Raw genomic sequence first — 14,684 nt, 5'->3', positions numbered from 1 at the left:
AATCGGGCGTATCGTGTGATATGCCCGATTTTATTTTCAAAGCTTGCCAAAAATATGCTATCCTAAGCAATTTATTTGATTGCCAAATCGACACACAATGAAACAATCCACCGCATTATCCATTCTAAAAACAGGGCAAAATGTCTTTTTGACAGGGCAGGCAGGCGCAGGTAAGACCTATGTGCTCAACCAATACATTGACTATCTGCGTGTCCGTGGCGTACCTGTGGCAATCACCGCCAGCACAGGTATTGCCGCCACGCACATGAATGGCATGACCATTCATTCGTGGTCGGGGATTGGTATCCAAAATGAATTTGATAACGTAAATCTACAAAAACTTGCCAGTCGTGAAGAGTTCGTCGATCGCCTGCGTAATGCCAAAGTGCTGATTATTGATGAGATTTCGATGCTGCATCTTAAGCAGGTGGATACCATTGATGCGGTGATGAAATATTTTCGCAAAAATGATATGCCCTTTGGTGGCGTGCAGGTGATTTTTTCGGGTGATTTTTTTCAGTTACCACCTGTGGGCGAAAAAGGCGAAACTTCCAAAGAAAAATATGCTTTTATGTCAAAGGCTTGGCTTGAGTGTAATTTTCAAATCTGCTATCTGACCGAACAGCACCGTCAAGCAGGGCATGGCGAAAGAGAGCAATACGGACTGTCGCTCAATGATATTTTGAACCAAATCCGCTCGCAGACAGTCACCCAGCAGGCGGTTGATGTACTGACACAGACCCTGCATCATACCATTGAGCTCAACCGCACTCGTCTATATACGCATAATGCCGATGTTGATAAGATTAACTTACAAGAAATTGCCAATCTAGACACCAAGCCGCAGCTGTTTACTGCGACCATTTCGGGCGAAAAACCGCTACAAGAAGCCCTAGCAAAATCGGTACGAGCACCAAGCGAGCTGACACTCAAGCTTGGCGCAAAAGTGATGTTTGTCAAAAACTTACCCCTGCTTGGCGTGTATAATGGCACGATGGGCAAGGTGGTCGGATGGCAGGGGCAATCGGGCAAGACTTATCAAACTGATGATGTCGATGAGCGGGTATATCCGATTGTACGGCTCAATAATGGCGGTGAAGTGCTTGCCGAGCCCGAAGAATGGACGGTCGAAGGTAGCGACGGCGAAGTGCTAGCAAGCTTTTGCCAAGTACCGCTTTGCCTAGCATGGGCAATTACTGTGCACAAATCACAGGGCATGACGCTTGATGCTGCCGAGATTGATCTATCCAAGACCTTTGAGATGGGGCAGGGCTATGTGGCGCTATCAAGATTACGGTCATTGGATGGTTTGAAACTACTCGGATTTAACCTAAAAAGTCTATTGCTCGATGAATGGGTACAACGAGTGGATCAGCGATTGATTGAGCTGTCTGCCGAGCACGCCGAGAAATTTGCTATCCTTGATGATGAGATGCTTGCCACTGTCTATACTGCCTTTATTGATGCTTGTGGTGGTATTACCAATCCTGCGCAGATTGCCCAAAATGAGAAACATTTGACATTAAAAAAACAAGCGCTACAAACCAAAAAAGCGCAAGCCAAAGCCCGAGCCGATGCAGATAATGCAGGCGTGCTACTTAGCCCAACCCTGTCAGCGACATTGGATTTAATGAAAACGGGTATGTCGCTTGAGAATATCGCCGCCGAGCGAAATTTGGCAGTATCGACCATCATCGGGCATTTAGAAGATTTGCTTAAGCGTATTGAAACTACACAAGCTGATGAAAAATTATCAAAAAGTGCCGATGGTAAATCGCTACTTGAAGCACTGCCAACCATCATGAGCTATCGACCAGATGATGAGATGATTCAAGAAGTTGAACAAGCTTTTGAGCTACTTGAATCGCAAGGCGAATTTGCCGATGGCATCCGCCTAAAACCCATCGTCGAAGAGCTTAGAGAATCTTATAGCTACAACCAAGTGCGTCTTGCGCTACTATTCATCGATACCAACACAACACAGGCAACCACTGATGACAGCGAATCATAACCAAAAACTACGCTTGGCGATCAATGGCTTTGGGCGTATTGGGCGTAATTTATTGCGAGCCTATCTCAAGCATTTTGATGCGTTTGCCACGCTTGAGATTGTGGCGATTAATGATGTGGCGGATGCGTCGATGCTGTTGCATTTGCTTGAGTATGACAGCGTGCATGGGCGACTTGCCAATCTGTGCTATGGCGTGACGACGACTGCCAAGATTGCCGTGCAAGATGACAAGCGCTATCTGTGTATCACGCATGGCACAAAGACGCAGCAGATTTTGCTTGTCAATGAAGCTAAGCCTGAAAACTTGCCTTGGTCAGCGCTCGGTGTTGATGTGGTGCTTGAGTGCACGGGGCATTTTCGCTCATATCAGGATGCCAGTCACCATCGCACAGCAGGGGCAAAGCAGGTTATCGTCGGGGCAGCGCCGTTTGATGAAGTGGATGCTAGCGTGGTGATTGGGGTGAATGATAGCGTCCTAAATCGACAATTGCCGATTATCTCTGGTGTGTCCTGCACCACACAGGCGCTTGTGCCGTTATTGTCGGTGCTTGATGATGCGTTTGGTATTCATTCGGTGATGATGACCGAGATTCATGCGGTGACCGCAGACCAAAGCGTGCTTGACCAAGCACATCGGGATTTTCGCCGTGCGCGCGCCAGTGGGTATAATATCATTCCGACGACATCAAGCAGTATCAATGCCACCGAGCGAGTATTGCCTGCGATGCGTGGCAAGATTAACGGTCATTCTATCCGAGTGCCGACCATCAATGTCGCTGCCATCGATGTGACGGTCAAGCTTAGCCAAACTGTGTCCATTGATGAGATTCGCCGCACACTGAAAGCCAAGAGCACAGGTGATATGGTAGGCATCATGGGCTATACCGATGCGCCACTGGTGTCGAGCGATTTTATTGGCGATAGTCATTCGCTGGTGATTGATGGTGGTCAGCTGATGGCAGCAGGCGAGCTGATTAAGGTCTTTGCTTGGTATGATAATGAGTGGGGTTATGCCAACCGCTTGCTTGAGATGTGCCACAAGATTGCGATGAGTGCTTAGACTTGAGCATTTAGCGAGATAGTGATTAGTATAGTGACAAAAAAATTAGCACCCAATCGGATGCTAATTTTTTTGTTTTGGCGGATTTATAGTGGCACGCCACCAAAGGTAAACATACCAAGCAGGAACAGTACAAAGACACCGATGCCCCATTTGGCAGATTGGATTTGCCATTTGCCCATATCCACGCCAGTGATTTGTAGCAGTAGATAAATAAAGCCAACCAAAGGACTTAGCAAGTGGAATGCTTGACCTGCTGTCGATGCAATCGCCATATCCATTGCGGTAAAGCCATATTCGATGCCTACTTGGTTCAAGACAGGCAACACTCCCAAATAAAACGCATCATTACTCAGAACAAATGTCCCCGGTACAGATACCAATGCTACAATCAATGGCCAATGCGAGCCAAAGCGTTCTGGAATCCAAGTCGCCAAAGCTTCGCCCATAGCATTGCTCATGCCTGTACCGCCTAGGATACCCATAAATACGCCCGCAGCCAGCACCATAAAGATAACTTGTACCGCTGATGAGCCGTATTTTTCGATAATTAGGCGTTGGTCGGCAGGTTTTGGATAGTTAATCACAAAGGCAATGGCAATACCCACCAAGAAAATCAGTGCCGAGCTGACCTTTGGAATCACCCAAGTACCACCAAAAATCAACAGCGTCATCAAAATCGCAGTCAGACCAAAGTTCACCCAAAGCAGATGCGGGCGAGACAGTGCCTTTTCTTCTTCGTCTTGCTTGGTCAGCATCTGTGCGATATCGGCATCAGACAGATTGACGATGCCAAGGCGATTGCGCTCAGCGACACCACGAATGATAGCGACGACAACTACCCAAACCGATGCCATCACCATACCGGGTAAGATAGCACGCAGTAGCTCACCTTCATCGACATTGAGCGCGGTGATGATACGAGCTGTCGGACCGCCCCATGGCAGTAGATTCATGATAGAGTTAGCCAGAATGATTAGCACCGCCAAATCCATCATCTTCATATTCAGACGCTTATAAATTGGAATCATCGCCGAGCATACCACCAGTGTGGTGGTTGAGCCGTCACCATCGACCGAGACGAACAATGCCAAAATCGCCGTACCAACCAACACCTTTAGCGGGTCGCCTTTGACACGCTTAATAATCCAGTTGCTCAGTGGTGAAAATAGACCTGCCGAGAGCATCAAGCCAAAATACAAGATGGCAAATAGTAGCATGACAGCTGTGCCCGCCACGCCTTTGATGCCCAAATCTTCGTTACTGACGATACCTGCGATGGCAAATTTTGGAATATCGGCGATGGCAATATCGCCCAAATGCATCGCACCTGCGACGAGTGCGACGATGAGCGGAACGAGCACCAGTGCGATGAATGGCGAAGCTTTTTTGGTCATAATCAAGACCATAAAGCCAAATACGATGAGTAAACCTAAGCTTGCAAGCATAACTGCTCCTTGTATGCAGACAAATAAAAAAACAACAAACGCTCAATTGGACAAAAGTGCAAGTTGGTAGATATTTAAGCACCACCAAACGACACACGCCCATCAATGACCACAAAACTAACAAATTAAGCCTGCAGGCAAATCATCACTTGTATCTATCATGCTAGCTTGTCAAACTGCTTGGCTTGCTGATAGGGTGGGTAATGATAAAAAAAGATACGCTGTGTTATTTGTATAGATATATAGAAGCACCATCATAGCATACTATTTATTATCGGATAATCATTTTTACTAATAATTAGTTATGAATTGATGGCAAATACTGATAATCAGTGAACGCTTGTTTATTTTTATTATAATATAACAAGTCAAATGGTGGGTCTATTCAAGCCAAGCTGTTCGGTGTAGATTGTTTTAAACGCCTACGCACTATAGGCAAACTTGGCGATACCGCTTATAATATCGATAAAAGTGCATTGAGCGGATGTTATGCACCACTGATTGAATGGTTTTGCTGGTGCGCCGTGCGCACCCTACGCACTATCCAACAAGGTAAATTATCATGACAAACCAAGAAATCCACCTGCCATTTTTTGATCTAAATTTGAATGAAATCAAGCCGCTGTTTAATCCAACAGAACAATCGATCAAGCTGCTGTATGATTTTTTAAAAACTTATAATCGAGATATTCGTGATGAATTATTTGTTAGGGCTGGTTATAGCAAGCTAGAATTTCCTTATGCTATTGATTTTACCGATGATGATTTGGAGTTTGAAACCAATTATTGTGAAGTGGTAATTCCAATGTTGCTACAAAGCTATTGTGCAATAGACGATACGCTTATCTTCTTTTCCGATTCTGAAAAAAAAGGCACAGCCATCATTGAAACACTTGAATGGTATACTCCACCGATGATTGCCGAAACTCCTTGTAATGCTGAATATTATTACATGTTGCTTGGTGATTTTATGGGTGCTCTTGCTACTGATAATCATACCGAGTTTTGCATGATGACGAGTTCACAAAACTTATTTTTATTCGCTGCTAATCCAGAGTATATCGTTGCTTATGTAAGGCGGGCTTTGTAGGTTTTTAAGCATAGTCCAGCAGGGCGCATACCACGCACCATTGATTGAATGGTTTTGATGGTGTGCACACCGTGTAGCTTACCGTATAAATCCCTATAAAGAAAAACACGCTTAAGCAAATCGCTCAAGCGTGTTTTAGAATATTGGCATCCCATAGGGGATTCGAACCCCTGTTACCGCCGTGAAAGGGCGGTGTCCTAGGCCTCTAGACGAATGGGACACTAGGTTGTAAAGTCAATCTGTATCAGGCTGCTTTACCAACTTTCGGCGCTTTCACCGTTGTTCCGAAAGTGGGCACATTATAGCATAGTTTTGATGATGGTCAAGCGATTTTTATAAAAATTTTGCCAAAATGCACAATATTTTTATAACTCATTGATTTATATGAGTTTTAAATTGCAAATTACCCACTACAATCAGCAATCAGCCCAAGCCATCGATTTGTTTTAACAAAAAAACCGTTCGTTCTGTGATTTATAAAAGGTAAAGAACGAACGGTTTGACAACTTGGCGTCAATCAATCTTTGAAATTATTGAATTGTAGCGGTACGCCAAAGGATTTTTCTTTTAGAAATGCCATGGCTGCTTGCAGATTGTCCTTTTTCTTGTCGGTGACACGCACCTTGTCGCCTTGGATGCTGGCGGCGACTTTTAGGTCGGATTCTTTGAGTGCTTTGGCGATTTTTTTGGCGCTGTCGGCGTCCAGACCGTCTTTTAGGTTGATGACTTGTTTGGTGTGCTTGCCTGATTGTGCCTTGTCCTGTGGGTCAAGTGATTGCAAATCCACGCCACGCTTGATGAGCTGTTTTTCAAAGATGGCATAGACATTGTCCGCCTGTAGCTCATTGTCTGTGGTGATGGTGACGGTTTTGGCTTTTTCGTTCAGCTCGATGCTGATGTCACTGCCTTTGAAGTCAAAACGAGTGGCGATTTCTTTGTCGGCATTGCCGATGGCGTTGCGGACTTCTTGGACATTCAATTCAGATACGATATCAAAAGACGGCATAATTTACTCCAAATTTTTTCATAAAAACTTTTAAAATCAACATTCTACGCCATTATCATCAGCATTGTCATCCCCATCGGTTGTATCGGCATCATCAGCAGGGCAAACAGGGCTAAGTAGCGGTGTGTGATTGACGATGTGGCAAAACAGTTCGGCGGTTTTTTGGGTGTCGTACAAGGCAGAATGGGCGTGCGAATTATCAAACTCAATCCCCGCCATGATACAAGTGCGAGCAAGCACCGTATGACCATAGGCAAGGGCGGCAAAGCTTGCGGTATCTAACACGCTAAAGGCATGAAATGGCGAATGATTTTTGCTATTGGTGCGGGCAATCGCCGCATTCAAAAATCCCAAATCAAAATGCGCATTATGACCCACTAGGATGCACTGACGACAGCCGTGTTCTTTTTTAAGTGCTTTAAGCTGCTTAAAAATACGGCGTAAAGCGACTTTTTCGTCTTCGCTGATGGCTTTGCGAAATGGGCTGTCAGGATTGATGCCGGTGAATTTGAGCGCAGCAGGCTCAAGATTCGCCCCCGCAAAAGGCTCAATATGTGCATTGAGCGCTTCACCTTGATACAGCTTGCCATGCTCATCCATCAAAATCGGCACGCAAGCAATCTCAAGTAGCGCATCGGTCGCAGCATTGAACCCTGCGGTCTCGACATCGACAACCACCGGCAAAAATCCACGAAATCGATTGGCGATGGTCGGTGTTACAGCATCACTCATTGGCTCACCACTTGCCAGTCGATATCTGTGCCTGCCAGTAGTGGCGTCAGTGTCTTATCACCAAGATAGGTGTAGCTAGTTGGGATGGTTTGGGCTTGTTTGATAAGCGTGATGGTGCTGGTATTGACAGGCAAGCCATAGAAGTTCGCACCAAAGACTGATGCGAAGTTTTCAAGCTTATCAAGTGCATTCATCTGTTCAAAGGCGGCGGCATACAGCGGTAGGGCGTGCACGGCGCTATAACAGCCAGCACAGCCACAGGCGGATTCTTTGGTGTGGGTGGCGTGCGGTGCAGAATCTGTACCCAAGAAAAACTTTGGATTGCCACTGGTGGCGACTTGTAATAGACGCTGTTGATGGCTTTGGCGTTTTAGGATTGGTAGGCAGTAATAATGCGGTTTGACACCACCGACCAAGAGATGATTGCGATTGAACAATAAATGCTGCGGTGTGATGGTGGCAGCGACATTGTCAGCTTGCGCTAGGACAAAATCGGCTGCATCGCTCGTGGTGATATGCTCACAGACGACTTTGAGCGATGGGAAGTGGCTGATGATATCGCTTAATACATCATCCAAGAATCGCTTTTCACGGTCAAAGATATCAATATCACTGTGCGTCACTTCACCATGCACCAGTAGTGGCAGGCCAATCTCTTGCATGGTTTCAAAGACACTGTAGCGACCTTTGATATCGGTGACGCCATCGGCTGAATTGGTGGTTGCGCCCGCTGGGTATAGCTTGACCGCTGACACGACCCCTGATGCGACTGCGGCTCGGATGTCATCGCTCGTGGTGTGGTCAGTCAGATACAGTACCATGCGTGGGTCAAAGACATCTTTGCGTGCTTGCGCCAAATCGCTTGCCATCAATGCATCCAAGATGCGCTCACGATAAGCGATGGCTTGTTCTGTAGTTTTGACAGGTGGTACTAAATTTGGCATACAAATCACACGGTTAAAGCTACCTGCGGCGTGTGGCACAGTCGTCGCTAGGGCATCGCCATCACGCAGATGGATGTGCCAGTCATCAGGCTGAATGAGAGTAAGAGTAGTGGTCATAATCGGCTCACTTGGCTGAGTGTCTATTGAGTAGTGATTGATAAATTATACAATATTTCTCAATGAAATGGCTAAAATCAATATCTTGCCATTATTCTAGCATGGGGCGGTTTTGTCAAGCTGTTTGCAGGATAAATTTCTCAAGCAGGGCAGAAAAAACCAAATTGATACTGTATGCCTAAAAAAGTGCCTAATAATAGGTAAAAAAATTCCCAACCGTAGAACGATTGGGAATTTGATGGTTTTAGAAAAACTGGCTTATTTGCCTTTATTCTCAAGCTGTGGCACAGCATTGCCACCGCCTAGACCTAGCAGACCTGATTGGACATACAGACCCAGTTTTTGGCGGGTGTCGGCGATGTCAAGATTACGCATGGTCAGCTGTCCGATACGATCAAGCGGGGTAAATGCTGCATCTTCGACTTTTTCCATCGATAGGCGATCAGCTTCGTAGGTTAGGTTTGGCGACTCGGTATTTAGGATGCTGTAGTCATTACCACGGCGTAGCTCAAGGGTAACTGTGCCTGTGATTGCCTTAGCGACCCAGCGCTGTGCTGTTTCACGCAGCATTAGGGCTTGTGAGTCGAACCAGCGACCTTGATACAGCAGGCGACCTAGACGCAGACCGTTGATACGGTACTGCTCGATGGTGTCTTCGTTGTGGATACCGGTCACCAGACGCTCATAGGTGATGTGTAGTAGTGCCATGCCCGGTGCTTCATAGATGCCACGAGATTTGGCTTCGATGATGCGGTTTTCGATTTGGTCAGTCATGCCTAGACCGTGGCGACCGCCGATTTCGTTGGCTTTTAGAATCAAATCAACTGGGCTGTCAAATTTCTCACCATTGATGGCAACAGGCACGCCTTCTTCGAATGTGACGCTGACGGTTTCAGGTTTGATTTCGACAGTCTCATCCCAGTAGCGTACGCCCATGATTGGCTCGACAATCTTGTGGCTGGCATCTAGATACTCAAGGTCTTTGGCTTCGTGTGTTGCGCCAAGCATATTTGAGTCAGTTGAGTAGGCTTTTTCTTTACTCATCTTGTAGTCATAGCCATTGTCAATCAAGAATTGGCTCATCTCAGCACGACCGCCCAACTCATCGATGAAAGTTTGGTCAAGCCACGGCTTGTAGATTTTTAGTTCAGGATTGGCAAGCAAACCATAGCGATAAAAACGCTCAATGTCATTGCCCTTATAAGTTGAGCCATCACCCCAGATATTGACATCATCTTCACGCATCGCTGACACGAGCATCGTACCTGTCACCGCACGGCCAAGTGGCGTGGTATTAAAGTATGGCATACCGCCTGTGGTAACATGAAATGCACCACACTGAATGGCAGCGATACCTTCTTGGGCGAGCTGTAGGCGACAATCGACTAGGCGTGCCTTGACTGCGCCATATTGCTCAGCTTTGGCAGGGATGGCGTTATAATCATCTTCATCAGGCTGACCCAGATTGGCGGTATAAGCATAAGGCTCAGCGCCTTTTTGTTTCATCCAAAGTAGGGCAGCAGAAGTGTCCAGACCGCCCGAAAAAGCGATACCGACTTTTTTGCCGACAGGCAGGTGCTGTAAAATGGTTGCATTACTCATTGCATAATCCTTGATTTATCACAAAAAGAAATAAGGTCATGGCTGATTATAACATTTTGGCGGTTGTTGTGGGGGCTTTTGCAGAAAATTTCTTAAAAAAATGATAAATTTTGTCAGTGAACTTTGATATTTATACCCAAAAGGCTCAAAGCTTTGTTATACTATCAATTTTAGAAATGATGATTATTTCTTGGTATGGCGTTCATGTATCGGCTGAATACTGTACCAAGCATGGAACAAGCATGGAAAATGCCATGACGACACAGCTACATATCGACACCCAGACACAGACCCTAAGCCTAATCCAAGACGGTCAAGTGCTACGAAGTTTCTTGGTTTCAACCGCCAAAAATGGCACAGGACAAGCCGAAGGCACGGGCTGTACACCGCTTGGCAGGCATAAGATTAGCGAGAAATTTGGTGATGACTTGCCAAATAACGCTGTCTTTGTCGCGCGTCAATTCACTGGTGAGCTATATGATGATAAGCTTGCCTGTGAGTATCCCGAGCGAGATTGGATTTTGGGTCGGATATTGTGGCTAGATGGCTGTGAAGATGGCATCAATAAAGGCTGTGATGCCGATGGTGTCTGTGTCGATACCAAATCTCGCTACATCTATATCCACGGTACGCCTGATAGCGAGCCGATGGGCGTGCCACACTCGCACGGCTGTGTGCGAATGCGTAATGATGAGCTGGTGTGGCTGTATGACCAAGTCGCTATCGGCTGTGATGTTGTGATTGTATAAATCAAGGAAACTCAGATGAAAAAATTAGCAATTGTTTTGGCGACAGCTTTGGCGCTCAGTGCCTGCCAAAGTTATGATGGACTAAAAATCACCAAAAAAGACGGCATGACAACCGCCGTGCCAAAGACCGCACCCAAGCATAGCTTGCCTGCGGATGATGCGCTCAAATATGCTCCACAAGTCGCCCAAAATGCCGCTGAAACTGGTAATCTAATTATCTTTTTTGAGCTGTCCGCCAAAGCAGGCGTGCTTGAGATGGTCAAACGCCGTGGCGATGAGCTGATTTATAGCTATGAGAATTTTAATGGCATTGCCATTCGCCCAACTTATCATCGCATTGATGATACCATCAATGCTTACCAAAAGCTAACCGGCGTACTCAGCGTACAGCGTGATACCGTGCATGAGATTGGCTTGCCAACGCCAAATACGACGCCATAGTCTTTGCAGTGATGGCATCAAAATTACAAGGTTGTTTTTATGAATTTACAAAAAGTTGATCTGAATTTGCTGTTTTATCTGGATGTGCTTTTGCGTGAAAAAAATGTCACCCGAGCCGCCGAACAGCTTGGCATCACACAGCCTGCGATGAGTAATATTCTGCGTCGATTACGCTCGTTGTTCAATGACCCGCTACTTGTGCGTTCGTCCGAAGGGATGACGCCGACCGAGCGTGCCTTTGAGCTGCAGCCACGAGTGCGTGAAGTGCTGTCAGACATCACAACCTTGCTTGAGCCACGCACTGAGTTTCGCCCTTATAGCACATCTCGAGTGTTTCGCATTATGACGAGCGACTATGCCGAAGCAACGCTTGTGCCACGCCTTGTTAAGGCACTACGCTCAGAAGCACCGAATGTCATTTTGGACTTTTTGACGCCGTCGGATGTATCGTACCGTGATATGGAGCAGGGGCGAGTGGATTTGGCGATTAACCGCTTTAATGAAATCCCCCAAAGTTTTCATCAGGTCTTGGTATGGCGAGATACATTTAGCTGTCTGCTATCCGCCGAAAGTCCGTATGTCAATCGCTTTAATCTCAAAAATTACCTAAAAGCGCAGCATGTCTGGGTCTCAAAGACAGGTATGGGCGTGGGCTTTGGGGTAAATCCTGAAAAATCAGGCGGTCTAGGCTCAATCGACCAAGCACTACAACGACTTGGACAAAAACGCCAAATCAGCGTCTTTACCCGTCATTATCAGATGCCTGCGATGCTTGCGGCAAATAAGGATTTGATTGCGACATTGCCGACCCGTGTGGCAAAACTGCAAGCGGATAATAATTCGCAAATCGTCGTCAAAGAACCGCCGTTTTTTATCCCAGAGTTTGAGCTCACTATGGCATGGTCGCCACTACTTCAGCATCATCCTGCACATCGCTGGTTGCGTCAGTTGATTTTGCATGTCGCTCGCCAAGTCATCGCCGAAGAAGAGCAAGCCCAAAAAGCCCAAAAAACCAAAACTGCTTAATTGATGTATAAAAACAAAATCCCATCATGGTGATTGCCGTGATGGGATTTTTTTAAAATTTTGGATCAATCGTGCCGTAAGTTAGAAAATTGTGAATAAGCATTGCTTCAGCTTCTTCATGGGTTAGTTCACCAATGTAGATACGGTGAAAAATATCAATCAGTAAAGGGTCGGTACTTTTGACAACTTCATCACTGAATGACAAAGCGGTGCTAGCCATTGCTTCCACAGCACTTGGTGGAATGTATTTGGTTGTTTGTGACAAGTAACATCCTTTAAAAGTAATTAATTGAAAAATAACTATTGCGTCTTATTTATCCGCTTATCCCGTTGGTCAGGCAGGGTGGTTTGGCTTTCTTTAAAGCTAGATAGGGGATAGAAAACCACATTTTGGGTAGGTAATTTCTCGGTTTGTACCAAACGCCAATTGTGCGTACCATCATTGCTGACCTGTAGATAATATTTACCGGCATCTGGGTCGAGCTTGACTGTGCCTTGATACAGATTGGCTTGGGTATGGGTCAATGTAAAATCACGGTCTTTGCTATCATCGGTGGCGTGAGAGATACGCACCGCCAAAGTATCAGGATAGGTGAGCGGTGAGCCATCACGAAGTTTGCCACTAGATAGGCTGTCATCAGGATAACGAAGCTCAAAGCTGACTTGTGTCTCATCGCCTTGAGTATTGAGACGCATCACACCAGCTAATCCCAAATCATAACTCATCTTATCCCGAGAAGCGTCTTGGTATAGGGTTTTGCCGTCCATATACCAGTCATCACGCACGGTAGAGTCTTGGATTTTTATCGAAAAATAAATAAAATACAAACAAACAATCACGACAAACACGGGCAGACCGATGACAAAAATCAGCACCATGTAGTTTTTGTACCAAATATTGGCTTGTGGCTTGTTGTTTGATTGGGTGGTCATGTGGTTATTTTTCCCAAGTAAGTATCCAAAAATCAAGCCCCATTGTATCACAACAGGGCTTGGTTTTTAAGGCTAGGCAGGTTATTTTTTACCTTTTGGTGGCTCATAGATGAACACATCTTGTGCTGATGCACTGTATTTACCATCTTTACTATACACAGTGATGGTGATTGGCGTGCTACCTGCTTGCAAGGTCGCAGGGTCAGCTGTGATATTCACCGGCAAATCATAAGGCTCGTTGGCATCTAGCGGCAGTTCATCAAAGCGGGCTTTGAGATGCATACCGTTGGCATTTTCAAGCTTGACCTTATAGACATTGCGTTCGTCAGTTTTATTGACTAGCTTAAGCACATAGCTGTTTTTGACCATGCCATCACGACCGATGGTAGATAGCTGTTGGCGGTTATGACGAATTTCCATCTCTAGTGGTTCACGACCCATTAGCACCAATGTCGCAGCGACGATACATGCACCAAGCACAGCGATATAAGCAAAGATACGCCAGCCGATGATTTTGGTCTTTTGTTTTTCAACCAATTGACGCTCGGTGGTATAGCGAATCAGTCCACGCGGATAGCCGACCTTGTCCATGATTTCGTTACAGGCATCGATACAGGCAGCGCATTGAATACATTCAACTTGCAAGCCATCACGAATATCGATACCGGTTGGACAGACTTGCACACACATGGTACAGTCCACGCAGTCGCCATAGCCTTCAGGATGACTGTCTTTTTTGCGTGCACCACGGGGTTCGCCACGCTCATAGTCATAAGAGACGATCAAGGTATCTTTATCGAACATCACCGATTGGAAACGACCATACGGGCAGATGTACACGCACATATGCTCACGCATATAGCCTGCATTGATATGGGTCACAAAGGTAATGATCAAAAAGAAAATCCAACTCATCTTTCCCCATTCCATAAAGAATAGGGGATTGCCGTTTAGGATCAAGGTATCGACACCGACGACAAGCGACATAAAGGTCAATGCTGTGATGACAGAGAACACACCCCAAATCAAATGAATCAGAGCAAGTTTGGCAAATTTACTTCCGCTCATCGGCTCACGGTCGAACTTCATGCGCTTGTTACGCTCGCCAAGCACCAATTTTTCTACTTGCTGATACAGATGCACATAGATAGTCTGCGGACAAGCGTAGCCACACCATACACGACCTGCATAAACGGTAACCATAAATAGCATCAAGGCGGCGATGATGAACACAAAGGCAAAGAAATAAAAATCCTGCGGCATGAATGTCGCCCCAAAGATATAAAACTTCGGCTCGGTGACATTAAATAAAATTGCTTGGCGGCCATTCCAACGAATCCACGGCAAAATCAAAAAGCCGATCAAAATGGCATACATGCTCACTAGGCGGATGTTTTGATATTTACCCGTGACGAATCGTGGATGCACGCGTTTTTTTGTGGCATCCATGTCTTTGGAAGTTGGGATGATTTTTTCGGGCGCAGGGCGGGGTTTTTTCTTGGGTTTTTCTTGCTCTGACATAATA

Annotated in this window: 14 protein-coding genes and 1 tRNA gene; 6 read left to right on the top strand and 9 right to left on the bottom strand. The window is 45.9% G+C overall.

Going from position 1 to position 14,684, the window contains the following annotated elements; all coding sequences use genetic code 11:
• Positions 1-97: 97 nt before the first annotated feature.
• Positions 98-2,011 carry a helix-turn-helix domain-containing protein gene (locus Q0N89_RS05795; protein ID WP_294034334.1) on the top strand — a complete coding sequence of 638 codons (1,914 nt, stop codon included), beginning with the start codon at positions 98-100 and terminating at the stop codon, positions 2,009-2,011.
• Entirely contained in the window at positions 1,995-3,071 is a 1,077-nt protein-coding gene (locus Q0N89_RS05790) for a type I glyceraldehyde-3-phosphate dehydrogenase (RefSeq protein WP_294034332.1), read from the top strand. The genes Q0N89_RS05795 and Q0N89_RS05790 overlap by 17 nt, the downstream gene beginning before the upstream one ends.
• An 86-nt stretch (positions 3,072-3,157) precedes the next feature.
• On the opposite strand, the gene Q0N89_RS05785 is transcribed toward Q0N89_RS05790, so the two are convergent.
• Positions 3,158-4,519 (bottom strand): citrate:proton symporter, encoded by a 1,362-nt coding sequence (locus Q0N89_RS05785; protein ID WP_294034330.1) that lies wholly within the window; start codon positions 4,517-4,519, stop codon positions 3,158-3,160.
• Between the two features lie 562 nt (positions 4,520-5,081).
• On the opposite strand from Q0N89_RS05785, the gene Q0N89_RS05780 reads away from it, so the two are divergent.
• On the top strand, positions 5,082-5,609 hold the full coding sequence (locus Q0N89_RS05780; RefSeq protein WP_294034328.1) for a hypothetical protein: 528 nt from the start codon (positions 5,082-5,084) through the stop codon (positions 5,607-5,609).
• 144 nt (positions 5,610-5,753) lie between these two features.
• On the opposite strand, the gene Q0N89_RS05775 is transcribed toward Q0N89_RS05780, so the two are convergent.
• The 5 genes from Q0N89_RS05775 to argG form a co-directional block, all read right to left on the bottom strand.
• Positions 5,754-5,829: transfer RNA gene (locus Q0N89_RS05775), tRNA-Glu, on the bottom strand.
• A gap of 297 nt (positions 5,830-6,126) precedes the next feature.
• Positions 6,127-6,615: a YajQ family cyclic di-GMP-binding protein gene (locus Q0N89_RS05770; RefSeq protein ID WP_078253423.1), complete on the bottom strand. Its 489-nt coding sequence runs from the start codon at positions 6,613-6,615 to the stop codon at positions 6,127-6,129.
• A 36-nt stretch (positions 6,616-6,651) separates the two neighbouring features.
• Entirely contained in the window at positions 6,652-7,347 is a 696-nt protein-coding gene (gene rnt, locus Q0N89_RS05765; protein WP_294034325.1) for a ribonuclease T, read from the bottom strand.
• Complete coding sequence (gene pyrC, locus Q0N89_RS05760; protein ID WP_294034323.1) at positions 7,344-8,408, bottom strand: dihydroorotase; 1,065 nt, start codon at positions 8,406-8,408, stop codon at positions 7,344-7,346. Before pyrC ends, rnt begins: the two co-directional genes overlap by 4 nt.
• Positions 8,409-8,666: 258 nt before the next feature.
• Complete coding sequence (argG, locus tag Q0N89_RS05755) at positions 8,667-10,010, bottom strand: argininosuccinate synthase (protein WP_294034321.1); 1,344 nt, start codon at positions 10,008-10,010, stop codon at positions 8,667-8,669.
• A 254-nt stretch (positions 10,011-10,264) separates the two neighbouring features.
• Here argG and Q0N89_RS05750 point away from each other — a divergent pair, with 254 nt between their 5' ends.
• From Q0N89_RS05750 to Q0N89_RS05740, 3 genes are read left to right on the top strand one after another with little or no spacing between them, the layout of a single operon-like run.
• A complete protein-coding gene (locus Q0N89_RS05750) occupies positions 10,265-10,759 on the top strand; it encodes a L,D-transpeptidase (protein WP_294034319.1) in 495 nt (164 codons plus the stop codon).
• A 15-nt stretch (positions 10,760-10,774) separates the two neighbouring features.
• Positions 10,775-11,200: a hypothetical protein gene (locus tag Q0N89_RS05745; protein ID WP_294034317.1), complete on the top strand. Its 426-nt coding sequence runs from the start codon at positions 10,775-10,777 to the stop codon at positions 11,198-11,200.
• A gap of 39 nt (positions 11,201-11,239) precedes the next feature.
• Complete coding sequence (locus Q0N89_RS05740; RefSeq protein ID WP_294034315.1) at positions 11,240-12,226, top strand: LysR family transcriptional regulator; 987 nt, start codon at positions 11,240-11,242, stop codon at positions 12,224-12,226.
• 52 nt (positions 12,227-12,278) lie between these two features.
• On the opposite strand, the gene Q0N89_RS05735 is transcribed toward Q0N89_RS05740, so the two are convergent.
• The 3 genes from Q0N89_RS05735 to ccoG form a co-directional block, all read right to left on the bottom strand.
• Positions 12,279-12,491, bottom strand: a complete 213-nt coding sequence (locus Q0N89_RS05735; protein WP_294034313.1) for a hypothetical protein — start codon at positions 12,489-12,491, stop codon at positions 12,279-12,281.
• Between the two features lie 35 nt (positions 12,492-12,526).
• Positions 12,527-13,159 (bottom strand): FixH family protein, encoded by a 633-nt coding sequence (locus Q0N89_RS05730; protein ID WP_294034310.1) that lies wholly within the window; start codon positions 13,157-13,159, stop codon positions 12,527-12,529.
• 81 nt (positions 13,160-13,240) lie between these two features.
• Entirely contained in the window at positions 13,241-14,680 is a 1,440-nt protein-coding gene (ccoG, locus tag Q0N89_RS05725) for a cytochrome c oxidase accessory protein CcoG (RefSeq protein WP_294034415.1), read from the bottom strand.
• Positions 14,681-14,684: the final 4 nt, after the last annotated feature.

This window comes from uncultured Moraxella sp., assembly GCF_945873075.1.
Taxonomy (GTDB): Bacteria; Pseudomonadota; Gammaproteobacteria; order Pseudomonadales; family Moraxellaceae; genus Moraxella.
Note: the sequence above shows the minus strand (reverse complement) of the source record. Positions and strands in the feature narration are given on the sequence as shown.

What these genes read in the sequence shown, in the direction of transcription:
- Q0N89_RS05795 (WP_294034334.1), top strand. Translation starts at nt 98, where the DNA reads ATGAAACAATCCACCGCATTATCCATTCTAAAAACAGGGCAAAATGTC.
- Q0N89_RS05790 (WP_294034332.1), top strand. Translation starts at nt 1,995, where the DNA reads ATGACAGCGAATCATAACCAAAAACTACGCTTGGCGATCAATGGCTTT.
- Q0N89_RS05785 (WP_294034330.1), bottom strand. Translation starts at nt 4,519, where the DNA reads ATGCTTGCAAGCTTAGGTTTACTCATCGTATTTGGCTTTATGGTCTTG.
- Q0N89_RS05780 (WP_294034328.1), top strand. Translation starts at nt 5,082, where the DNA reads ATGACAAACCAAGAAATCCACCTGCCATTTTTTGATCTAAATTTGAAT.
- Q0N89_RS05770 (WP_078253423.1), bottom strand. Translation starts at nt 6,615, where the DNA reads ATGCCGTCTTTTGATATCGTATCTGAATTGAATGTCCAAGAAGTCCGC.
- rnt (WP_294034325.1), bottom strand. Translation starts at nt 7,347, where the DNA reads ATGAGTGATGCTGTAACACCGACCATCGCCAATCGATTTCGTGGATTT.
- pyrC (WP_294034323.1), bottom strand. Translation starts at nt 8,408, where the DNA reads ATGACCACTACTCTTACTCTCATTCAGCCTGATGACTGGCACATCCAT.
- argG (WP_294034321.1), bottom strand. Translation starts at nt 10,010, where the DNA reads ATGAGTAATGCAACCATTTTACAGCACCTGCCTGTCGGCAAAAAAGTC.
- Q0N89_RS05750 (WP_294034319.1), top strand. Translation starts at nt 10,265, where the DNA reads ATGACGACACAGCTACATATCGACACCCAGACACAGACCCTAAGCCTA.
- Q0N89_RS05745 (WP_294034317.1), top strand. Translation starts at nt 10,775, where the DNA reads ATGAAAAAATTAGCAATTGTTTTGGCGACAGCTTTGGCGCTCAGTGCC.
- Q0N89_RS05740 (WP_294034315.1), top strand. Translation starts at nt 11,240, where the DNA reads ATGAATTTACAAAAAGTTGATCTGAATTTGCTGTTTTATCTGGATGTG.
- Q0N89_RS05730 (WP_294034310.1), bottom strand. Translation starts at nt 13,159, where the DNA reads ATGACCACCCAATCAAACAACAAGCCACAAGCCAATATTTGGTACAAA.
- ccoG (WP_294034415.1), bottom strand. Translation starts at nt 14,680, where the DNA reads ATGTCAGAGCAAGAAAAACCCAAGAAAAAACCCCGCCCTGCGCCCGAA.